Raw genomic sequence first — 19,965 nt, forward strand, 5'->3', positions numbered from 1 at the left:
GTCTTCACGGAGGCGGGCCTGACCATGCCGGACAAACCCACCTGGCATCAGGTCGCCGATCTGGCGGCGAAGGCCGACGGCGCCCGCTCGGGCATGAAGGGCATCTGCCTGCGCGGACTGCCCGACTGGGGCGAGGTGATCGCCCCGCTCACCACAGTGGTGAACACCATGGGCGGCACCTGGTTCACCAAGGACTGGGAGGCCCAGCTCACCTCGCCCGAGTTCACCAAGGCCACCGAGTTCTACGTCGACCTGGTGCGCGAGCACGGCGAGGCGGGCGCCGCACAGTCCGGGTACGCGGAGTGCCTGAACAACCTCACCCAGGGCAACACCGCCATGTGGTACGACGCCACGGCCGCCACCGGCTCGCTGGAGGCCGCCGACTCCCCTGTCAAGGGGAAGATCGGCTACGTACCGGCGCCGGTGGACAGGACCGCCGCCTCCGGCTGGCTGTACACCTGGGCCTGGGGCGTGCAGAAGGCCTCCAAGAACGCCGACAACGCCTGGAAGTTCATCTCCTGGGCGTCCAGCAAGGAGTACGAGCAGCTCGTCGGCGAGAAGCTGGGCTGGGCCAACGCCCCCGCCGGCAAGCGCGCCTCGATGTACGCCAACCCCGAGTATCTGAAGGCCGCTTCCGCCTTCGCGAAGATCACGAAGACGGCGATCGAGACCGCCGATCCGCGCAATCCCGGCGTGCAGCCGCGGCCGACGATCGGCATCCAGTTCGTCGACATCCCGGAGTTCTCCGATCTGGGCACCAAGGTCTCGCAGGAGATCAGCGCCGCCATCGCGGGCCGGCAGTCCGTCGCCGACGCGCTGGCGAAGTCCCAGGAACTGGCCGAAGAGGTGGGCAAGGAGTACCAGAACCGATGAGTACGCCGACCGCACTGCCTCCGGCCCGGGCCCGGTCCGCGCCGCCCGCCGCCCCGCCGCCTCCCCGCCGGGGGCGGGGGGCGCGGGCCTGGGCCACCAGAGCCCCGCTGCTGCCCGCGCTGGTGTTCCTGATCGCGGTGACCCAGCTGCCGTTCGTGGCCACGCTGGTGATCTCGCTGTACGACTGGAACTCGCTGTATCCCGACGAGCGCCGCTTCACGGGCCTGGACAACTTCCGCGAGGTGCTCACCGACGAGTCCCTGCGCGAGTCGGTGGTCACCACCGCCGTGCTGACCGCGTCGGTTGTGCTGGCCAGCCTCGTCCTCGGGCTGCTGCTCGCGCTGCTGCTGGACCGCCGCTTCCGCGGCCGGGGCGTGGTGCGCACCATGCTGATCGCCCCGTTCCTGCTGGTGCCGGTGGCGGCGGCGCTCTTGTGGAAGCACGCGCTGTTCAACCCCGAGTACGGGCTCTTCAACGGCGTACTGAACTGGCTGGGGCTCGGCCAGCCCGACTGGATCTCCGAGATGCCGCTGATCGCGGTGGAGGCGGCGCTGGTGTGGCAGTGGACGCCGTTCATGATGCTGATCCTGCTCGCCGGGCTGCAGAGCCGCTCCCCCGAGCAGATCGAGGCGGCCCGGATCGACGGGGCGAACGCCTGGCAGATCTTCCGTTATCTCACCCTGCCGCATCTGCGCCGCTATCTGGAGCTCGGGGTGCTGCTGGGATCGATCTACATCGTGCAGAACTTCGACGCGGTGTTCACGATCACCTCGGGCGGTCTGGGCACGGCCAACCTGCCGTACACCATCTACCAGACCTTCTACCAGGCGCACGAGTACGGCGTGGCCTCGGCGGCCGGCGTGGTCGTCGTGATCGGCTCGATCGTCATCGCGACGTTCGCGCTGCGCGTGGTGTCGTCGCTGTTCCGGGAGGAGGTGGGACGCGCATGACCGCCGTCCTGCCCGCACCGCGCGCGTCCGCCTCGATACCGCCGGTCCTGCGCCGGGCCCGGCGGCGGTCCGCCGCGCTGGGCGTGCTCGCCTGGGCCGCGGGGCTGCTGTTCTTCCTGCCGGTGCTGTGGATGCTGCTGACGTCGCTGCACTCCGAGACCGACGCGGCCACCAACCCGCCCTCGCTGGCCGCGTCCCTCACCCTGGACAGCTACCGGGAGTTCTTCGGCTCGGGCGGCGGCCCGAGCCCCTGGCCGTCGCTGATCAACTCGACGACGGCGAGCGTCTTCTCCACGCTGCTGGTGCTGCTGCTGGCCCTGCCCGCGGCGTACGCGCTGTCGATCCGGCGCGTACGCAAATGGACCGACGTGCTGTTCTTCTTCCTGTCCACGAAGATGCTGCCGGTCGTGGCGGGGCTCCTGCCGGTGTACCTGTTCGCCAAGAACGCCGGGCTGCTGGACAACATCTGGCTGCTGGTCCTGCTCTACACCTCGATGAACCTGCCCATCGCCGTGTGGATGCTGCAGTCCTTCCTCGGCGACATCCCCGTCTCCATCGTGGAGGCCGCGCAGATCGACGGCGCCCGGCTGCCCACCGTCCTGGCCCGGGTGATCGCCCCGATCGCCGGTCCGGGCATCGCGGCCACGGCGCTGATCTGCCTGATCTTCAGCTGGAACGAGATGCTCTTCGCCCAGGTGCTGACCGGGGTCACCTCCCAGACCGCCCCGGTCTTCCTCACCGGCTTCATCACCAGCCAGGGGCTGTTCCTCGCCCAGGTGTGCGCCGCGTCGATCGTGATCTCCCTGCCGGTGCTCGCCGCCGGCTTCGCCGCCCAGGACAAACTGGTCCAGGGCCTGTCCCTAGGAGCAGTCAAATGAGGGCCGCCGTCATCGAAGCCCCGGGCCGGGTCACCGTCACCACCGTCCCGGACCCCACGCCGGGACCGCGGGAGGTCGTGGTGGAGGTGGCGTCGTGCGGTCTGTGCGGCACGGACCTGCACATCCTGCAGGGCGAGTTCGCGCCGTCGCTGCCGCTGGTGCCCGGGCACGAGTTCGCCGGCCGGGTGGCGGCGGTGGGCAGCGCGGTCACCGAACTGGCGGTGGGCGACAAGGTCGCCGTCGACCCGTCGCTGCCCTGCCACGAGTGCCGCTACTGCCGTACGGGCCGGGGCAACCTGTGCGACCGCTGGGCGGCGATCGGGGTCACCGTACCCGGCGGCGCCGCGGAGTACGCGGCGGCCCCGGTCGCCAACTGCGTGAAGCTGCCGGAGCACATCGCGGTGGAGGACGCGGCGCTCATCGAGCCGCTGTCCTGCGCGGTACGCGGCTACGACGTACTCGGCAGCCGGATCGCCTCCTCGGTGCTGATCTACGGCAGCGGCACGATGGGCCTGATGATGCTGGAGCTCGCCAAGCGGACCGGAGCGGCGTCCGTCGACGTGCTGGACGTCAACCCCGAGCGCCTGGCGACGGCCCAGAAGCTGGGCTGCAGCCGCACGGCCACGGCCTCCGCCGAACTGGCCGGGTCGGGCGGCTGGGACGTGGTCATCGACGCCACGGGCAACGCCGCCGCCATCCAGGACGGGCTGGAACAGGTCGCCAAGGGCGGCGTGTTCCTGCAGTTCGGCGTGGCCGACTACGCCACGACGGCCACGATCTCGCCGTACCGCGTCTACAACCAGGAGATCACCATCACCGGCTCGATGGCCGTGCTGCACTCCTTCGAACGGGCGGCCGAGCTCCTCGCCGCGGGCGTGCTGGACCCGCAGGTGTTCATCAGCCACCGGCTGCCGCTGGAGGAGTACCCGCGGGCCCTGGAGAACTTCGCCTCCGGACAGGGGCGCAAGACGGTGGTGATGCCCTGATCATGTACGTATGACGACCGGCATCTCCGTCCAGTACACGGACCTCCTGCGAACGAGCACCTACGATCTGTGGACCCGGCTCCGGGAACTGCTGCGGGAGCAGGGCCTCGATCCGGATCGGACGACGGTCGTCGACCTCGTGCAGGAGGGGCCGGATCACGAGGACGGCCAGGTCATCTCGCCCGACGGGAGGGTGTACAGATTCAGTCTCTTCTACGACCAGGCGGCGGAGCACGGGGCTCGGAGCGCGCGCCTCGCCAACTGGACGGACATCACCGGGTCGTGGCGGACGGGGTCCCTGGCCCGTCGTACGGCTGACGCGTTCGTGCGGCACGGTCTGCCGCCGGCGGGTCCGTAAAGGCGCTCGGGGTCCGGGTCAGCCGTGGGGGCGGATGGTCGTCACCGCTCCAGCGAGGGCGACGGCGGCGCCGGGTCGCGTTCGGGTGCGTGGTCCTCGCGGGGTGTCAGTCGCCGCACCCGCAGCTGCCCCGTCGTACGACCGAGACCGGGAGCATCAGCGACACCGGACTGCTGTCCTGGGTGCCGGTCAGACGGCGGACGAGGAGTTCGACCGCCTCCTCCCCCATCTGCCGCATCGGCTGGCGCACGGTGGTGAGGGCCGGGCGGACGAGGCGGCTGAGCGCGATGCCGTCGAAGCCCGTGACGGCGACGTCCTCGGGTACGCGGATGCCGCGTCGTTCCAGGGTGTGCAGGGCGCCCACGGCCATCTGGTCGTTGGCGAAGAGCATCGCCCGCGGTCGTTCGCCCGGGCGGTCCAGCAGGGCCGCGGCGGCGCGGGCGCCCTCGGCCTGCGTCATCATCGCCACGCGTACGTCGGGCTCGTCGCGGACCTCGATGCCGGCGGCCCGGCAGGCCTCGACGTAACCGCGGAAACGGGCTTCGACGTCCGGGGACTCCTCCGCGGAGCCGACGTAGGCCAGGCGCCGCAGACCGTGGTCCTCGACGAGGTGGCGGGTCAGCTCGCGCTGGCCGGCGGCGTTGGCGACCTCGATGTGGTCGAGGTGGTCCAGCTCCTCCTGCTCGCGGGGGCCGGCCAGCATGACCACCGGCTGCCGGCGCGAGATGACCTCGAGCTCCTCGGTCGGTACGGTCCGGGCGAGCACCGCGAAGCCGTCGACGCGGCCGGCGACCTTCGCCACCAGGGACTCCGGGCCGCCCTTGAGGGACGCGGCGATCAGCAGCGCGTAGCCGTGCCGGCGGGCGGCGCGCTCCATGCCGCGGATGATCTGGTCGGAGTAGAGCATGGCCGCGTTGTCGTCGGCCTCCTCGGCCGCCTCGGCCTCGGACTCCACGTCCGGGTCGGCGTAGTCCGGGAAGCACAGCCCGAGCACACCGGTGGACCGGCTGGCGAGCCCGCGTGCGTTCCCGCTGGGGACGTAGCCCAGCTCCCGGGCGGCGGCGAGGACGCGCTCGCGCGTCTGGGCGCGGACGGAGTCGGGGTTGCGGTAGACCCGTGACACGGTGGCGATGGACACGCCGGACCGCTCGGCGACGTCGTACACCGTGGGGGCGGTGCTCACAGGCGGGGGCCTCCGTGATCGTGATGGGGGCCGCGGGTCGACCAAATCCGATGAAAGCGCATTCACTCTAGGTCGCGAAGGACGCGCGAGCAAGGGGCGACGGCCGGGGGCGGGGGGCGACGCGGGGGTGGGAGGCGGTGGGGGGAGGCCTCGCGGCGCGGGTTCGGGGGGTGGGGTGCCGGTCTCACGGCGCGGGCTCGGGGGGGGTGGGGTGTCGGTCTCACGGCGCGGCATCGGCGTCTGGGGTGCCGGTTCGGGCGGCGCGGCATCGGCGGGATGGGGCGGGGCCTCGGCCGGCCGGGATCCCCGCCGGAAGGACGGCGGCCTCAGCCCGCAAGGCGCACCGCCGTCGGGAGCGACGGCGGCCTCAGCCCGCAAGGCGCACCGCCGTCGGGAGCGACGGCGGCCTCAGCCCGCAAGGCGCACCTCCGCCAGGAACGACGGCGACCTCAGACCGGCACACCCTCCGCCAGGAACGACGGCGACCTCAGACCGGCACACCCTCCGCCAGGAACGACGGCGACCTCAGACCGGAAACTCCGGGGGTACCTGCCCACCGCCACGCCCTCGCCGGAGGAGAAGCCTCTTGCCCGCCAGGCAACCCCGCCGAGGCGGATGGCGGACTCGACCCGCAAGGCGCGCCCACCGGGAAGGACCCTGGCACCAGCTCGCACAGCCTCAGTCGACCCCGCCGGCGGGCCGGCGAACCGCATCCGGCATAGGCTGCTGGGATGAGCGATGAGTGTGGACGACGGATCTGGTCGGACCTCGCATGACACGCGTCATCGGTGATATCTCGGTCTCCCTCGACGGCTTCGTCACCGGCCCCGACCCCGGTCCGGACAACGGCCTGGGCAACGGCGGCGAGGCCCTGCACACGTGGGCGTTCTCCGACGACCCCGACGACCGCCGGGTCCTCAGCGAGGCCACGGCCCGCTCCGGCACGGTCATCCTCGGCCGACGGCTCTTCGACGTGGTGGACGGTCCGAACGGCTGGGACGAGGAGACGGGCTACGGCGCCGGCGAGGTGGGCAAGCCGGCGTTCGTCGTGGTGACCAGCTCGCGGCCGGAGTCGGTACGGCTCACGGACCTGGACTGGACGTTCGTCACCACGGGTCTGCCCGACGCCGTGACAACCGCACGTGAGCGTGCCGAGGCGGCGTCCGCGGCCGCCGGCCAGGACCTGGACGTCGTCCTGATGGGCGGCGGCACCACCATCGGCACGGCGTTGGAGGCAGGCCTGCTCGACGCCCTGACGCTGCACCTGGCGCCGGTCGTACTGGGCGCCGGAACGCCCCTGTTCACCGGTGGATCACAGCGCACCCTGGTGCAGCGCAGCGTGATCCCTACCTCGACGGTGACCCACGTGACGTACGACGTCCCCTGACGAGGGCGGGCGCATCTCAGCCCCGTCGCATTCGACGGCTCAGTCCCACCAGCCGTCCCCGGTGTGCCAGCGCCGCACCCACTCCAGGAAGCCCCACGCGTCATCGCTGGGAACGGGTACCGCACCGACGTCGGCCACCATCCAGACCTCACCTCGCCGGGGACCCGTGGTCACCAGGAGCCAGAACGACTGGCCGTCCTCCGACCCGAGCACCACGGACCCGTGCGTGAACACCGCGTCGGTACGCGGATCACCTTCGGGGTCGACGGACTCGTCGTCCTCCCACGGCCACGCCGCCTCCAGCGGAAACGGGGCCCCGGGCCGGCGAGGGCCGAGGTCGGGCCAGCCCGCCGGCAGCCACCCCAGCGGTTGCAGCCCGCCGTCCTCGGCCGGGCCGAGGCTGTACCCGTTGCTTATCTCCGCGACGACGGTCCGGTACGGCTCCGGCAACGTGACGCCGTTCTGCGCCTCCCACGCGTCAACGCCTTCCCGTCCCAGGGGTGGTTCGCGCCACTCCGCCTCGAACACGGAACGCAGAAACGCGAGGGTGGCCTCGTCCGGTCGCTGATCGGGTGCCTCGGTGGTCATGAAGGCATGCTGGCAGACACCACTGACACTCATCCTCGGCCGGTTACGCGCTTGCCGGGCTCGGACCCCGACGTCCCGGGGCCCGCGTCGTCGTAGAGGGGCGTCAGATCGCCGAAGCGCCGCGGTGGGCAGGACCTGGCCAAAGGGGAGTTCGCCTCTCGGCCGGCACGCCGGGCCCACCATTCGCGAGTCGCTTCGTGGACACGTCCGACTCATCGCCCCCGTGGCTACGGCGGCTTGGCCCAGGCCCCTGGCTGGTCTCACGGTGACCCGCGGGCTTGAGCCCGGCAGCGTGCCGGACGAGGGAATGGCCGTCAGGCCGCGTGCCGTGGAACCCCTCGTCCGGAGGACCGACCAGGACTGGTAGGTCAGTTGAGGTCGGTCGACTCAGTCGACCCATGCGGCCCAGGCGGGGATCACCGACTCACCCGGGGCGGTCGCCCCGGTCACGGGAGGTCTCCGCACTCGCTGCGCACCGGCGTGATGATCTCGTCGACGAGCCACCGGGCGGCACGCGATGGATAGGGGCTCCGCAGGCTCAGCACGATGTGCGTCACGCCCGCGGCGATCAGCTCCGCGATGGCCTTGCGGTCGGCGGCCGGATCGTCGTAGGAGACGATGTACTGCACGGAGCGGGTGATCGTCCGGGGATCGCGGCCGATGGCGGCGCAGTGGTCGTCCAGAACGGCAGCGCGCTCGATGATGTGGTCCAGCGTGTTGTGCGGTGGTCCGGGGATGTTCCAGATGTCGGCCTGCTCGGCGACGACGCGGAGCGTCCGGTTTCCCCAGCCGCCGATGAGCAGGGGCGGGCCTGGCCGCTGCACAGGTTTCGGCTCGTTGCGATTGCCGGTCAGGGTGAAGTAGCGCCCGTGGAAGTCGAAGACGTCCTGCGTCCACATGCCGCGGAGGATGGCTATGGTCTCCTCCAGCCGGGCTATGCCTTCGGCAGGCGGGACGAGCGTCAGTCCGTACGCCGCGTACTCCGCGAGGGCCGGGTTGTCGCCGGCGATACCGCCCGCGCCGGGCGGCTGCATGGTGCCGCCCACTCCGAGGCCCATGATCAGGCGCCCCCCGGAGATCACGTCGACCGTTGTGGCGATCTTGCCGAGGACGGCGGGCGGCCGGATCCGATTGCTGGTGACGAGCAGGCCCAGGCGCAGCCGCTCGGTCTTCGCGGCCAGGGCGCCCAGCAGCGTCCACCCTTCGAGGATCTGCCCGTCCTTCGGCCCGGCGATCGGCATGAGGTGGTCCCACAGCCACGCGTCCGCGATTTCGGGCAGCTCGTCGGCCTCCTGCCAGACACGAAGGATGTCCTCGTACGAGACCCGCATCGGTGTGGTCTTGATTCCGAAGGTTACGGAGGGGAAGTGCTGGTCGGACATGGTCGTCACGCGCCCTTCGAGTCGATGTGCCGCCGACGACGGCGACGCCATCATCACCGTAGCGGATCGTCAGCTTCACTGACTATCAGTCTCTGGATACGCTACGGACATGGTTCGCGACACACCGCCGGAGGTCCTCTCCTCCCGCCTCGGTTACCTGCTCAAGCACGCACACCTGCGACTGACCGAGGAGTCCGCACGAGCGCTGGCGCCGCACGGGATCGACGGCCGTGAACTGGCCGTTCTCGCCGTCCTTGACGCGCATGACGAGCTGTCCCAGCTGGAAGCGGCGGGATTGCTGGGCATCGACCGCACCACGATGGTGGGGCTCGTCGACGCGCTGGAGGGCAAGGAACTCGTCGAGCGGCGCCGCAGTCCGCGGGACAGGCGCAAGAACATCGCGCAGCTGACTCCCGCCGGTCGGGAGCGTCTTCGCGACGCGGAGGCCGCCCGCCGGGAGATGGAGCGCAGGTTCCTCGCCCCGCTCTCCGATACGGACGCCGCGTGTCTGGTCCGCGCCCTGCAGTCCATCGTCGGCGCCCCGACGGGGGTCGGTAAGGAGTCCGACCCGGCGTGACCGGGGCGGCTGCCCCATCCCCGGACTTCCGGCAACGGGCGGTAGCGGCGAGGCGGAGGCCGTCAAGGCGCGCGATGCCGCACCAGGAGACGGCCGCGCGTTCTCAACGGCATGGCGAAGCCCGCGATCGAGCCCCGGCGTTGAACGGCCGCCGGCTCGTCCGGCCGAGGCCCGCGGCCGCTCGCGGGCCAGATCGCAGCCCGGATCGCGGGTGGGGATCAAACGCCTGCACATTCCGACGAGAACATTCGCGGCGCGTTCGCGCCGACCCGCCGTCCGATGCGGAGGATCGCCGATAGCGGCGCGCGGTATGAGGCCGACCCCCGATCCCCGCCGGTCGGAGACCGTTGACCTTCAGGGCGGGCGGTGCCCTAGAGGGCCGACGGCTCAGGGGACCCGCGGTGCGCCAGGAGACCAGAGGGGCGCAGGACCCGCGGTGCGGAGGACCCGCGGTGCGGAGGACCCGCGGTGCGGAGGACCCGCGGTGCGCCAGGAGACCGAGGTGGGAGGACCGGGGGCGCGAAGGGGACCAGCAATGCGCCAGCGCCAGAAGGCCCGCAGATCGCCGCATCCGTTCGCCGACCTGCCCATTCCCCGCCTGCGCCGCCACACCCTCCACCCACCTGGCAGGCCGTGACGCAGCGGACGCCCGACTGACGCTCGGCGGCACGATGGCGTCACGCCGGGGCGAGCAGCCCACCCCAGCGCCGCTCGGCCGGGCGAGCAAGCCGTCCCCTGGCGACATGCGGGGTATGCGAGTCACCCCACTGCCGACCGACCGGCCCGGCGAGCCGCCCCCTCTCGGCCGGCCTGGCCAGCCGCCCCCTTGCCGACCGGCGGGATAAGCGAGCCACCCTCCACACCTGCCAACCGCCGGGCGAGCCGCCCCCGCCGACCGGCGCAGTAGGCAGGCCACCCCACAGCCGACCCGCTGCGCGAGCAAGCCGCCGCGCTGCCAACCCACGGCCAAGCGAGCCGCCCCCGCCAACCGGCGCAGTGGGCAGGCCACCCCACAGCCGACCCGCTACGCGAGCAAGCCGCCGCGCTGCCAACCCACGGCCAAGCGAGCCGCCCCCGCCAACCGGCGGAGCAGGCAGGCCACCCCACAGCCGACCCGCTGCGCGAGCAAGCCGCCGCGCTGCCAACCCACGGCCAAGCGAGCCGCCCCACGCCGACCGGCACGGCGACGGAACCCCATCTCCAGCCCTCCGCTGGCCCCGCCCCGCCCCATACCCACCCAACCCGGCCCGCCCACCCCGTTCCACACCCCCACCCCCACTCCCGACCACACCACCCCACCCCCTCACCCCCCACTCCCGACCACACCACCCCACCCACCCCACCAAGACCCCCCACACACCCCCACCCCACGCGAAATCCATCACATTCCCCCCTATCCCGACCCAACCCCCCATACCGTCAAGACGCATGGCGCACACATTGCACTCCCGTTACGCGAGTGTGACCACGAGCCCCTTGCCATGTCCGCGAACGCGGGTCCAGAGTGATGTATGCGCTTACAGACAGCGCATACATTCAGGAATTGCTCGAGGAGGAGCCGTCCCATGAACCGCGCCGCTTCCACCGCCACGGCCGCCATAGCGCTGGCCTCGGCGCTCACTCTCACCGCCTGCGGCGGCAGCGGCGGAAACGGTGCCGCCGCCGACGAGAAGCAGACGCTCTCCGTGTGGGCCATGGGCACCGAGGGCGAGAAGCTCGGGGACGTCGCCAAGGAGTACGAGAAGGCGAACCCGAACATCACCGTCAAGGTCACCCCGATCGGCTGGGACGTCGCGCACCAGAAGCTCGTCGCCGCCGCGGCCGCCGGGAAGCTGCCCGACGTGATGCAGATGGGCGGCAGCTACATGGGCGAGTTCGCCGACATGGGCGTACTGGAGCCGGTCGACACGAGCGTCTTCAAGAAGGACGACTTCTTCCCCGCCGGCTGGGAGCAGGGCGAGATCGACGGCAAGGCGTACGGCGTCCCGTGGTACGTCGACACCCGCGTGCTCTTCTACCGCAGCGACCTGGCCGAGAAGGCGGGCATCACCAAGGCCCCGGCCACGATGGCCGAGCTGCAGCAGGCGGCCGAGGCGTACCAGAAGGCCGGCGCCAAGTGGGGTCTGTCGATCCAGCCGGGCGGCCTGGACACCGTGCAGAGCTTCTACCAGTTCCTGTACTCGGCCGGCGGCGAGATCGTCACGAAGGACGGCAAGGCCGTCGTCAACAGCCCCGAGGCCGTCAAGGCGCTGGAGAACTACGGCAGCTACTTCGACAAGGGCCTCGCCGAGAAGTCCGTCCGCCCCGGTTACGACGTGACCAAGGACTTCAACTCGGGCGACGTCCCGATGTTCTTCGGCGGCCCCTGGATCATGGGCCTCCTGGACGAGAACTACCCCGACATCAAGGGCAAGTGGGCCGTCGCGAACGTCCCCGCCGACCAGACCTCCGGCTCCATGGCCGGCGGCTCCAGCCTCGCGATCTCCGCGGACAGCGGTCACAAGGACGCCGCGCAGGAGTTCGTGAAGTACCTCACCGACGCGAAGGGCCAGGCCGACTGGTTCGAGCGCACCCGCGACCTGCCCGCCAACACCGCCGCCTGGGAGACGGGCGAGCTGGCGAGCAGCCCTGACATGGAGGTCTGGAAGAAGCAGATGGAGACCGCGCAGGTCTCCCCCGTACAGCCCAAGTGGACCGAGATCACCTCGAAGGTCGACACCGCCATCGAGTCGGTCACCCAGGGCAAGTCCTCCGCCCAGGAGGCCCTGGACAAGGCCCAGGGTGAGATCGAAGGCCTCGTGCAGTAGGCCGAGGCACAGCGACAAGGCACAACGACGAGGCACAAGGACGAGTAGGACGCCGCCACCGCCATGACCGCCACCAAGGCTTCGGCCACCACCGTCAAGGCCCCGCGCGGGTCGCGGCCGGGCGCCCCGGATCACTCCGGCGCCCCCGCCGCCCCGCGGCGGGGGCGCCGGATGGGGATGCAGAACCTCGCCGGCTGGCTGTTCTCCACCCCGTTCCTGGTGATCTTCGGGCTGTTCATGCTCTTCCCGATCGTCGCCACGCTCCTGATGAGCTTCACGGACTTCGGGGCCCGCAACGTCACCCGCCCGCTGGAGGCGGAGTGGGTCGGGCTGGAGAACTACACCAAGCTCTTCGAGGACGACAAGTTCCTCACGGCACTGTTCAACACGGGGTACTTCGTCGTCGTCGGCGTGCCGCTGACGATCGGGCTCGGCCTGCTGGTCGCGATCCTGCTGAACAACGGGATCGACCGGGCCCGGACCTTCTTCCGGGTGGGGTTCTACGCCCCGGTGGTCACCACCATCGTGGCGGTGGCGATCGTCTGGCGCTTCGTCCTCGACCCGTCCGACGGCATGATCGCCGGGATCGGGGCGGAGCTGGGCTTCACCACGCCGGACTTCCTCGGCTCGGAGACCTGGGCGATGCCGTCGCTGATCGCGATGGCGGTCTGGCGGAACATGGGCACGGTGATGGTGCTGTTCATCGCCGGTCTGCAGGCCATCCCCACCGAGGTCCGCGAGGCCGCCCGGCTGGACGGCGCGGGCGCCTGGCAGGAGCTGCGCCGGATCACGGTGCCGCTGCTGCGCCCGACCATGCTGTACGCGACGGTCATCACCACGATCGGCTATCTCAACGTCTTCGAGGAGCCGTTCGTGATGACCCAGGGCGGCCCGTCCGACTCCACCCTGACGGTCTCGCTGGACATGTACCGCGAGGGCTTCAACTTCTTCCACATGGGCTATGCGAGCGCGATGGCGTACGTCCTGTTCGTCGTGATCATGGGCATCACGGTGCTCCAGCTCCGCCTCATGAAGGACAACACCAAATGAGCGCCCCCACCCTGAGCTCCCGGACCGGGAGCGGCGGCCGGATCAAGAGGCCGCTGATGTACGTCATCGCCTCGGCCGGTCTGCTGGCGATGGCCTCGCCCTTCCTGTGGATGGCGCTGAGCGCCTTCAAGACGAAGAGGGACCTGACCGCCAGCCCGCCGGTGTGGATCCCCTCCGAGTGGACCCTGGCGAACTTCCGCGACCTGCTCGACCAGCTCGACATGGTGCGGTACTTCATGAACTCCGCCTTCGTCGCGATCCTGGTCACGGTCTGCAACCTGCTGTTCTGCTCGATGCTCGGCTACGCCCTGGCCAAGCTGGACTTCTTCGGCAAGAACAAGATCTTCGGGCTGGTCCTCGCGGCGCTGATGGTGCCGGGGAACCTGATGATCCTCCCCCTGTACGTACTGATGACGAAGATGAACCTCATCGACTCGTACGCGGGCCTGGTGCTGCCCTTCGCGGCGGGCGCGTTCGGCGTCTTCCTGATGCGGCAGTTCATGCAGTCCATCCCGGACGAGCTGCTGGAGGCGGCCCGGATGGACGGCGCCGGCGAGTGGTACATCTTCTGGCGGATCGTGATGCCGCTGGTCAAGCCGGCCCTGGCGACGCTGACGATCTTCACGTTCCTGGGCTCCTGGAACAACTTCATCTGGCCGCTCATCGCGACCAACGACCCCGGCAAGTACACGCTGCCGGTGGCCCTCGCCACCTTCGCCAACGACCCCAACCGCACCGTGGGCGGCGGCAACGGGATGCTGATGGCCGGCTCCCTGCTGGTCGTCCTGCCGGTCCTGGTCGTCTTCGCCCTCCTCCAGCGCCACTTCACCCAGGGCATCGCGACCGCCGGCATGAAGTAGCCGGCGCCCCCCATCCGCACGCGTAGCCATACGCCTCCTGACGCATGCCCGCTCCCGCACCGCAGAAAGAACTGGACCTCACCATGACCACCCGCACCACCCCGTTCCCCGAGGGCTTCCTGTGGGGCGCCTCCACCGCCGCGCACCAGATCGAGGGCAACAACACCAACAGCGACTGGTGGCGCAAGGAGCACGACCCGGCGGCGGGGATCCAGGAGCCGAGCCTGGACGCCTGCGACAGCTACCACCGCTGGGAGCAGGACATGGACCTGCTGGCGTCGCTCGGCTTCACCGACTACCGGTTCAGCGTCGAGTGGGCCCGCATCGAGCCGGCCCGCGGCCACTTCTCGCAGGCGGAGATCGCGCACTACCGGCGGATGGTCGAGGGCGCGCTGGCCCGCGGCCTGCGGCCGATGGTGACGCTGCACCACTTCACCGTGCCGCGGTGGTTCGAGGACTTCGGCGGCTGGACGGCGGAGGGGGCCGTCGAGCTGTTCGCCCGTTACGTCGAGGAGTGCGCGCCGATCATCGCCGAGGGCGTGCGACACGTGTGCACGATCAACGAACCGAACATGATCGCCGTGATGGCGGGCCTGGCGAAGTCCGGCGACCGCGGCTTCCCGCCCGCCGGCCTGCCCACCCCGGACGAGGAGACCACCCACGCGGTCATCGCCGCCCACCACGCGGCGGTCAAGGCGGTCCGCGGCATCAACGCGGACATCCGGGTCGGCTGGACCATCGCCAACCAGGTCTACCAGTCCCTGCCCGGCGCCGAGGACGTCACCGCCGCCTACCGCCACCCGCGCGAGGACGTCTTCATCGAGGCGGCGCGCGGCGACGACTGGATCGGCGTGCAGTCCTACACCCGTACGAAGATCGGCCCCGAGGGCCCGATCCCCGCGCCCGCGGACGCCGAGCGCACGCTCACGCAGTGGGAGTACTACCCCACCGCCGTCGGCGACGCGCTGCGCCACACCGCCGAGGTGGCGGGCCCCGGCCTGCCGCTGATCGTGACCGAGAACGGCATCGCCACCGCCGACGACACCCGCCGCGTCGACTACTACACCGGCGCGCTGGACGCGGTCGCCGCGTGCCTGGACGACAGCCTGGACATCCAGGGCTATCTGGCCTGGAGCGCCCTGGACAACTACGAGTGGGGGACCTTCAAGGCCACGTTCGGCCTGATCTCCGTCGACCCGGTGACCTTCGAGCGCACCGCGAAGCCCTCCGCGGCCTGGCTCGGCGCGATGGGCCGCAGCCGCGCGCTGCCGCGCGTCTGACCCCCACGGCCGGGCGTACCCGCAGACCCGGGCGCCGGCGGATCCTGACCTCCGCCGGTCCCGAGGGCGGGAGCCGGCGGTACCTGACAACCGCCGGCTCCCGCTCCTTTCCCCGTACGACCGCACCACCTCACAACTCCACATCCGCGAGCACGACCGCCATCCCCACCACCACCCTGCCTGCCAAGGGAGCTGGATCCGTATGGACCGTCGCACGTTCCTCACCGCCGCCGCCCTGGGCGCCGGAGCCGCCGCGCTGCCCGCGAGCGCCGCCGCGGCACCCGCGCGCACCACGTCCGCCACCACCGGCGAGCTGCACGCCTGGTTCCGCGCCACGTACCGCTCCATCGTGGCGATGACCACCGACTTCGGCCTCACCGCCGACAAGATCGACGTCAGCGGCTCCGGCCGTCCCGTCCCCTCCGTGCAGACCTCGCCCACCAACATCGGCTGCGGCCTGTGGTCGACGGTGGCCGCCGCCGGCCTCGGCGTGATCTCCGCCGACACGCTGCACCGCCGGCTCAGCCGCACCGTCGCCGCCGTGGAGAAGCTGGAGCGGGCGCACGGCTTCTGGTTCAACTGGTACGACGCCTACGACGGTTCGGTCCTGACGACCTGGCCGGCTGACGGCAACCCGGTCCGTCCCTTCCTGTCTTCGGTCGACAACGCCTGGCTGGTCACCGGCCTGCGCATCGCCGCGGACGCCGATCCGGCGCTGCGCCCGCGCATCGCCGCGCTGCTGGCCGGCGCCGACTGGTCGTACTACTACACGCCCTTCGACCCGGCCGACCCGTACGTCTCCCCCGGCCAGCTGCGCGGCGGCTACTGGCCCGACAAGCCGGGCAAGGGCGAGCCGACCGGCCACCACTACGGCGCCCTGAACACCGAGCCCCGGATGGCCAGTTACCTCGGCATCGCCGACGGCAGCCTGCCCACCGACCACTACTGGCACATCTACCGCACCATGCTCCCGGGCTGGGGCCAGGAGCAGCAGCCGGACGGCCGGTGGGACGTGATCGACGGCGTGGACGTGTGGCAGGGCCACTACACCTACCGGGGCCGCAAGCTGGTGCCCACGTGGGGCGGTTCGATGTTCGAGGCGCTGATGGTGCCGCTGTTCGTGCCGGAGCCGGAGTGGTCGCCGCGCTCCTGGGGCCTCACCCACAGCCGGTACGTACGCAGCCAGATCGAGCACGGCCTGGACGAGGCGGGTTACGGCTACTGGGGCTTCTCCCCCGCGAACATCCCCGAGGGCGGCTACCGCGAGTACGGCGTGGACGCGATCGGTATGCAGGAGGAGGGCTACAACTCCCTCGGCGTGGTCACCCCGCACGCCTCCTTCCTCGCCCTGCCCCAGGCCCGCGACGAGGCGGTGGCGAACCTGCGCGCGCTGGACCGGGACTTCGGCGCGTACGACGAGGACTGGGGGTTCCGCGACTCGGTGAACGTCGCGACCGGCCGGGTCAGCGACTTCGTGCTGGCGCTCGACCAGGGCATGGTGGCCGCCGCGCTGGCCCAGCAGCTGCGCCCCGGTCTGCTCCAGGCCCCGTTCCGCACCGGCGGTTTCGCCTCCCGGGTGCGCCCGCTGCTGGGCAAGGAGCGCTTCAGCATCTGAGCCGGGACGGGCGCGCGACGCCGCGCCCCATCCGGCGCCGGAAACCGGCTCGACGGCGGTGCGGACTACTGACACAGTGACCCTCCATGACGAACTCGGAGCTGTTGACCGCTGCCGACGTGCGGCTCATGCAGGGCCTCGCGCAGCGTGTCACCGCCGTCCGGCCGGAACTCGTGAACGGCGAGGCGACGTTCGGCGAGCTGGCCTGGGGCTGGGGCAAGGCGCACGCGGGCGAGGGCGCGAGCTGGCGGCGCCGGCTGTGGTTCGCGGGGGCGGACCTGGTGGCGTGGGGCTGGGCCTCGCTGCCGCGCCGGGTGCGGCGGGCCGACGGGTCGGTGCGGGACATCACCGGCGCCTCCCTGATGTACCAGGTCCATCCCGACCACGCCGGGCTGGTCGACGAGGTGATCGGCTGGTACGACGGCACCGCGGCCGGTCTGCGGCGCACGGTGACCGCGAACGCCGCCGACGAGTTCGCCCTGCCGCGGTGGGCGGCGCGCGGCTACGAACCCGACCCGGCCATGCTGGGCGACACCGGCGCGTGGACCCAGTTCAACGAGCGGGACCTCGCCGACCTGGAACGGCCCGTGCTGCCCGACGGGTTCCGGTTCCGCACCGCCGACGAGGCCGGTCCCGAGGCCGCGGTGCGGGCCCATCTGGACGCCTGGCCGCAGTCGACGTACTCCGCCGAGGCATATCGGGGCGTGCGCGAGACGGCGGGGTACCGCGGCGATCTGCACGTCCTGGTGGAGGCGCCGGACGGGACGATGGCCTGCTCGACGATCATGTGGCTGGACGAGGTGAACAAGGAGGCCGAGTTCGAGCCGGTCGGGACGCATGCGGGATACCGGCGCCGGGGGTTGGGCCGGGTCATGCTGCTGCACGGGATGCATCTGGCGCGGGAGGCCGGGGCCACGCGGATGAAGGTCGCGTGCCTGGGCGCGCCGGGGCACCCCGAGGCCCGGGGGCTCTACTACGGGGTCGGGTTCCGGGAGTTCTCGCGGGACGCGCCGCTCGTGAAGGCGGCGGGCGGGAGCTGAGGGGCGGGTCGTAGTCCGACCCAGCGCTCAGGGGCGTCCTACGGGCGGGTGACCCTGCGCCGAGGGGTGGGACCCGCCCGTAACGACCTCACTCCCTGCCGCGGACCACGAGCACCGGGCAGTCCGCATGGTGGAGCAGCGCCTGGCTGACCGAGCCGAGGAGCATGCCCGTGAATCCCCCGCGGCCACGGGCGCCGACCACGACCAACTGGGCCTCCCCGCTGGTCTCCAGCAGCGCCGTGCGGGTGCGGGAGCGGACCAGCCGCCGCTCCACGGTGACGTCGGGGTAGCGGGCCTGCCAGGGTTCGATCGCCCGGTCGAGGAGGCCCTGCTCCAGCTCCTGCAGCTCCTCGACGTTCACCACCACCGCCGTCAGCGGGTCGCCCGGCCCGGTGTACGGCTGTTCGCTCCAGGTGTTCCACACGTGCACGGCCACCAGCTCCGCGCCGCGCATCCGGGCCTCGGCGAACGCCAGCTCGGCGGCCGCGTCCGCGGCGGACGCGCCGTCGACCGCCAGCACCACCGGGCCCTGCGGATCGGCGCGGCCGCGGATCACCATGACCGGGCAGCCGGCGTGTGCGGCGAGGTGCACGGCGGTGGAGCCGAGCAGCAGGCTCTTGAACGCCCCGCGGCCCCGGCTGCCGACGACCGCGAGCGCGGCGGTGCGGGACTCGATCTCCAGGACGGTGAGCGGCTCGCCGACGGTCACCTCGCGCTGGAGCTGCGTGCCGGGTGCCGCGGCGTGCGCGCGCTCTTCGGCTTCGGCCATCGTGCCGTCGATGAGTTCGCGTACGCCCGCCGTCTCCGCGCTCCAGGGGTGCATGCCGGGCGGGATGTGGCCGGCGGGCCAGCCGAAGGCGTGCACCAGGCGAAGGGCGGTGCCGCGCATGTCCGCCTCGCGGGCCGCCACTCCCACCGCCTCCAGGCTCGACGGCGAACCGTCCACTCCGACGACCACGTGACCGGTCATGGGGGCTGCTCCTTCCGGGTCGGCCCTGCCCTCCTCCTCCAGCCTGCGCCTCCCCGGCGGGGATCGCATACGGCGGAGGGCGCGGTCGCGCTCCGGGAGCGAGTGCGGTCACACCCCGGGGCGCGGGTGCGGTCACGCTCCGGACCAGGTCCGGTCACCCCTCGCACCCGGCCCGGTCACGCCCCCGGCGCCGGCCCCGTGCTCTCCCGTACGACCAGGCGCGTCGGGACCAGCGTCGTCCCGCGCTCCGGGGGGCTGAGGCTCATCTGGCGCAGGACGCCGTCCACGCACAGGCGGCCGACCTGGGCGAAGTCCTGGTGCACGGTCGTCAGCGGGGGCAGGAAGGAGCCGGACTCCGGGATGTCGTCGAAGCCGATGACGCTGACGTCCTCGGGGACGCGGCGGCCCGCCTCGTGCAGGGCGCGCAGCAGGCCGAGCGCCATCTGGTCGTTCGCGGCGAAGACCGCGGTGCAGTCCGTGCGGGCGGCCAGGGCCCGGCCCGCGCGGTACCCCGACTCGGCCGACCAGTCGCCCCGTACCACCTCGGGGATCTCCCGCCCGGCCTGCGCCAATGCCGCCCGCCAGGCGTCCGTACGGCGCTGGGCGGCGAAGGAGTCGTCCGGTCCGGCGAGGTGCCAGACCGTGCGGTGGCCGAGGGAGAGCAGGTGCTCGACGGCCAGCCGGGCGCCGCCCGCCTGGTCGGTGTCCACGACCGTGTAGCGGTCGCCGGCGTCCGAGTCCGCCACGACCACCTTGACGTGCGGCGGGAGGGAGATCGTCGCGTTGTCGAGGAGGTGCACCTCCATGATCACGATGATCGCGTCGACCGCCAGCTCTCCCAGTCGGGTGAACGCGCCGCGCACCTCGTCCTGGGTGGGCACGGCGACCGGGAGCAGGGTGACGGCGTAGCCCTCCTCGGCGGCGGAGGTGGCGATGGCCTCCAGGGTGCGGACGTTTCCCGTGGTGGCGAGGGTGAAGGTGATGACGCCGATGGTGCGGAACTCGCCCCGTTTCAGGGCGCGGGCTGCGCTGTTGGGGCGGTAGCCGAGCTCCTGCATGGCGGCCAGGACCTGGCTGCGGGTCTCCTCGTTGACGCCGGGGAAGCCGTTGGAGACGCGGGAGACGGTCTGCGACGAAACCCCCGCGAGCCGGGCCACGTCCGCCATGGAGGCGCCCGCGCG

The 19,965-nt window shown here is 71.7% G+C and carries 18 protein-coding genes; 13 read left to right on the forward strand and 5 right to left on the reverse strand.

Features of this window, described 5'->3' with window-relative positions:
• The 5 genes from AB0M28_RS31165 to AB0M28_RS31185 form a co-directional block, all read left to right on the forward strand.
• On the forward strand, window positions 1-873 hold an 873-nt coding region (locus AB0M28_RS31165; RefSeq protein WP_365412464.1), incomplete at its 5' end, for an extracellular solute-binding protein.
• Entirely contained in the window at window positions 870-1,823 is a 954-nt protein-coding gene (locus AB0M28_RS31170; RefSeq protein ID WP_365412466.1) for a sugar ABC transporter permease, read from the forward strand. The genes AB0M28_RS31165 and AB0M28_RS31170, both read left to right, overlap by 4 nt.
• Complete coding sequence (locus tag AB0M28_RS31175) at window positions 1,820-2,701, forward strand: carbohydrate ABC transporter permease (RefSeq protein ID WP_365412468.1); 882 nt, start codon at window positions 1,820-1,822, stop codon at window positions 2,699-2,701. The genes AB0M28_RS31170 and AB0M28_RS31175 overlap by 4 nt, the downstream gene beginning before the upstream one ends.
• Window positions 2,698-3,687 (forward strand): zinc-dependent alcohol dehydrogenase family protein, encoded by a 990-nt coding sequence (locus AB0M28_RS31180; protein WP_365412470.1) that lies wholly within the window; start codon window positions 2,698-2,700, stop codon window positions 3,685-3,687. The genes AB0M28_RS31175 and AB0M28_RS31180 overlap by 4 nt, the downstream gene beginning before the upstream one ends.
• Before the next feature lie 10 nt (window positions 3,688-3,697).
• Window positions 3,698-4,045 (forward strand): hypothetical protein, encoded by a 348-nt coding sequence (locus AB0M28_RS31185; protein WP_365412472.1) that lies wholly within the window; start codon window positions 3,698-3,700, stop codon window positions 4,043-4,045.
• A gap of 106 nt (window positions 4,046-4,151) precedes the next feature.
• On the opposite strand, the gene AB0M28_RS31190 is transcribed toward AB0M28_RS31185, so the two are convergent.
• Window positions 4,152-5,228 carry a LacI family DNA-binding transcriptional regulator gene (locus AB0M28_RS31190; RefSeq protein ID WP_365412476.1) on the reverse strand — a complete coding sequence of 359 codons (1,077 nt, stop codon included), beginning with the start codon at window positions 5,226-5,228 and terminating at the stop codon, window positions 4,152-4,154.
• Window positions 5,229-6,000: 772 nt separating this feature from the next.
• Here AB0M28_RS31190 and AB0M28_RS31195 point away from each other — a divergent pair.
• Window positions 6,001-6,615, forward strand: a complete 615-nt coding sequence (locus AB0M28_RS31195; protein WP_365412478.1) for a dihydrofolate reductase family protein — start codon at window positions 6,001-6,003, stop codon at window positions 6,613-6,615.
• 39 nt (window positions 6,616-6,654) lie between these two features.
• On the opposite strand, the gene AB0M28_RS31200 is transcribed toward AB0M28_RS31195, so the two are convergent.
• Together AB0M28_RS31200 and AB0M28_RS31205 are read right to left on the reverse strand one after the other, a co-directional pair.
• Entirely contained in the window at window positions 6,655-7,203 is a 549-nt protein-coding gene (locus AB0M28_RS31200; protein WP_365412480.1) for an SMI1/KNR4 family protein, read from the reverse strand.
• Window positions 7,204-7,649: 446 nt separating this feature from the next.
• Window positions 7,650-8,585, reverse strand: a complete 936-nt coding sequence (locus AB0M28_RS31205) for an LLM class flavin-dependent oxidoreductase (protein ID WP_365412508.1) — start codon at window positions 8,583-8,585, stop codon at window positions 7,650-7,652.
• Window positions 8,586-8,694: 109 nt separating this feature from the next.
• On the opposite strand from AB0M28_RS31205, the gene AB0M28_RS31210 reads away from it, so the two are divergent.
• The 7 genes from AB0M28_RS31210 (at window position 8,695) to AB0M28_RS31240 (ending at window position 17,814) form a co-directional block, all read left to right on the forward strand.
• Complete coding sequence (locus AB0M28_RS31210) at window positions 8,695-9,162, forward strand: MarR family transcriptional regulator (protein WP_365412482.1); 468 nt, start codon at window positions 8,695-8,697, stop codon at window positions 9,160-9,162.
• A 1,565-nt stretch (window positions 9,163-10,727) separates the two neighbouring features.
• Window positions 10,728-11,969 carry a sugar ABC transporter substrate-binding protein gene (locus AB0M28_RS31215; protein ID WP_365412484.1) on the forward strand — a complete coding sequence of 414 codons (1,242 nt, stop codon included), beginning with the start codon at window positions 10,728-10,730 and terminating at the stop codon, window positions 11,967-11,969.
• Between the two features lie 63 nt (window positions 11,970-12,032).
• Window positions 12,033-13,019, forward strand: a complete 987-nt coding sequence (locus AB0M28_RS31220) for a sugar ABC transporter permease (RefSeq protein WP_365412485.1) — start codon at window positions 12,033-12,035, stop codon at window positions 13,017-13,019.
• Window positions 13,016-13,879: a carbohydrate ABC transporter permease gene (locus AB0M28_RS31225; protein WP_365412487.1), complete on the forward strand. Its 864-nt coding sequence runs from the start codon at window positions 13,016-13,018 to the stop codon at window positions 13,877-13,879. The genes AB0M28_RS31220 and AB0M28_RS31225 overlap by 4 nt, the downstream gene beginning before the upstream one ends.
• A gap of 83 nt (window positions 13,880-13,962) precedes the next feature.
• Window positions 13,963-15,159: a family 1 glycosylhydrolase gene (locus AB0M28_RS31230; RefSeq protein ID WP_365412510.1), complete on the forward strand. Its 1,197-nt coding sequence runs from the start codon at window positions 13,963-13,965 to the stop codon at window positions 15,157-15,159.
• 202 nt (window positions 15,160-15,361) lie between these two features.
• Window positions 15,362-16,774 (forward strand): glucoamylase family protein, encoded by a 1,413-nt coding sequence (locus AB0M28_RS31235; RefSeq protein ID WP_365412489.1) that lies wholly within the window; start codon window positions 15,362-15,364, stop codon window positions 16,772-16,774.
• An 86-nt stretch (window positions 16,775-16,860) separates the two neighbouring features.
• Entirely contained in the window at window positions 16,861-17,814 is a 954-nt protein-coding gene (locus AB0M28_RS31240) for a GNAT family N-acetyltransferase (protein WP_365412491.1), read from the forward strand.
• 88 nt (window positions 17,815-17,902) lie between these two features.
• On the opposite strand, the gene AB0M28_RS31245 is transcribed toward AB0M28_RS31240, so the two are convergent.
• The gene (locus AB0M28_RS31245; protein ID WP_365412493.1) at window positions 17,903-18,784 is read right to left on the reverse strand and encodes a universal stress protein; all 882 of its coding nucleotides are present in this window, start codon (window positions 18,782-18,784) and stop codon (window positions 17,903-17,905) included.
• 176 nt (window positions 18,785-18,960) lie between these two features.
• Window positions 18,961-19,950, reverse strand: coding sequence for a LacI family DNA-binding transcriptional regulator (locus AB0M28_RS31250; RefSeq protein WP_365412512.1), 990 nt, complete (start codon window positions 19,948-19,950; stop codon window positions 18,961-18,963).
• Window positions 19,951-19,965 lie beyond the last annotated feature (15 nt).

Source organism: Streptomyces sp. NPDC051940 (genome assembly GCF_040680895.1).
In the GTDB taxonomy this organism is placed as follows: domain Bacteria; phylum Actinomycetota; class Actinomycetes; order Streptomycetales; family Streptomycetaceae; genus Streptomyces.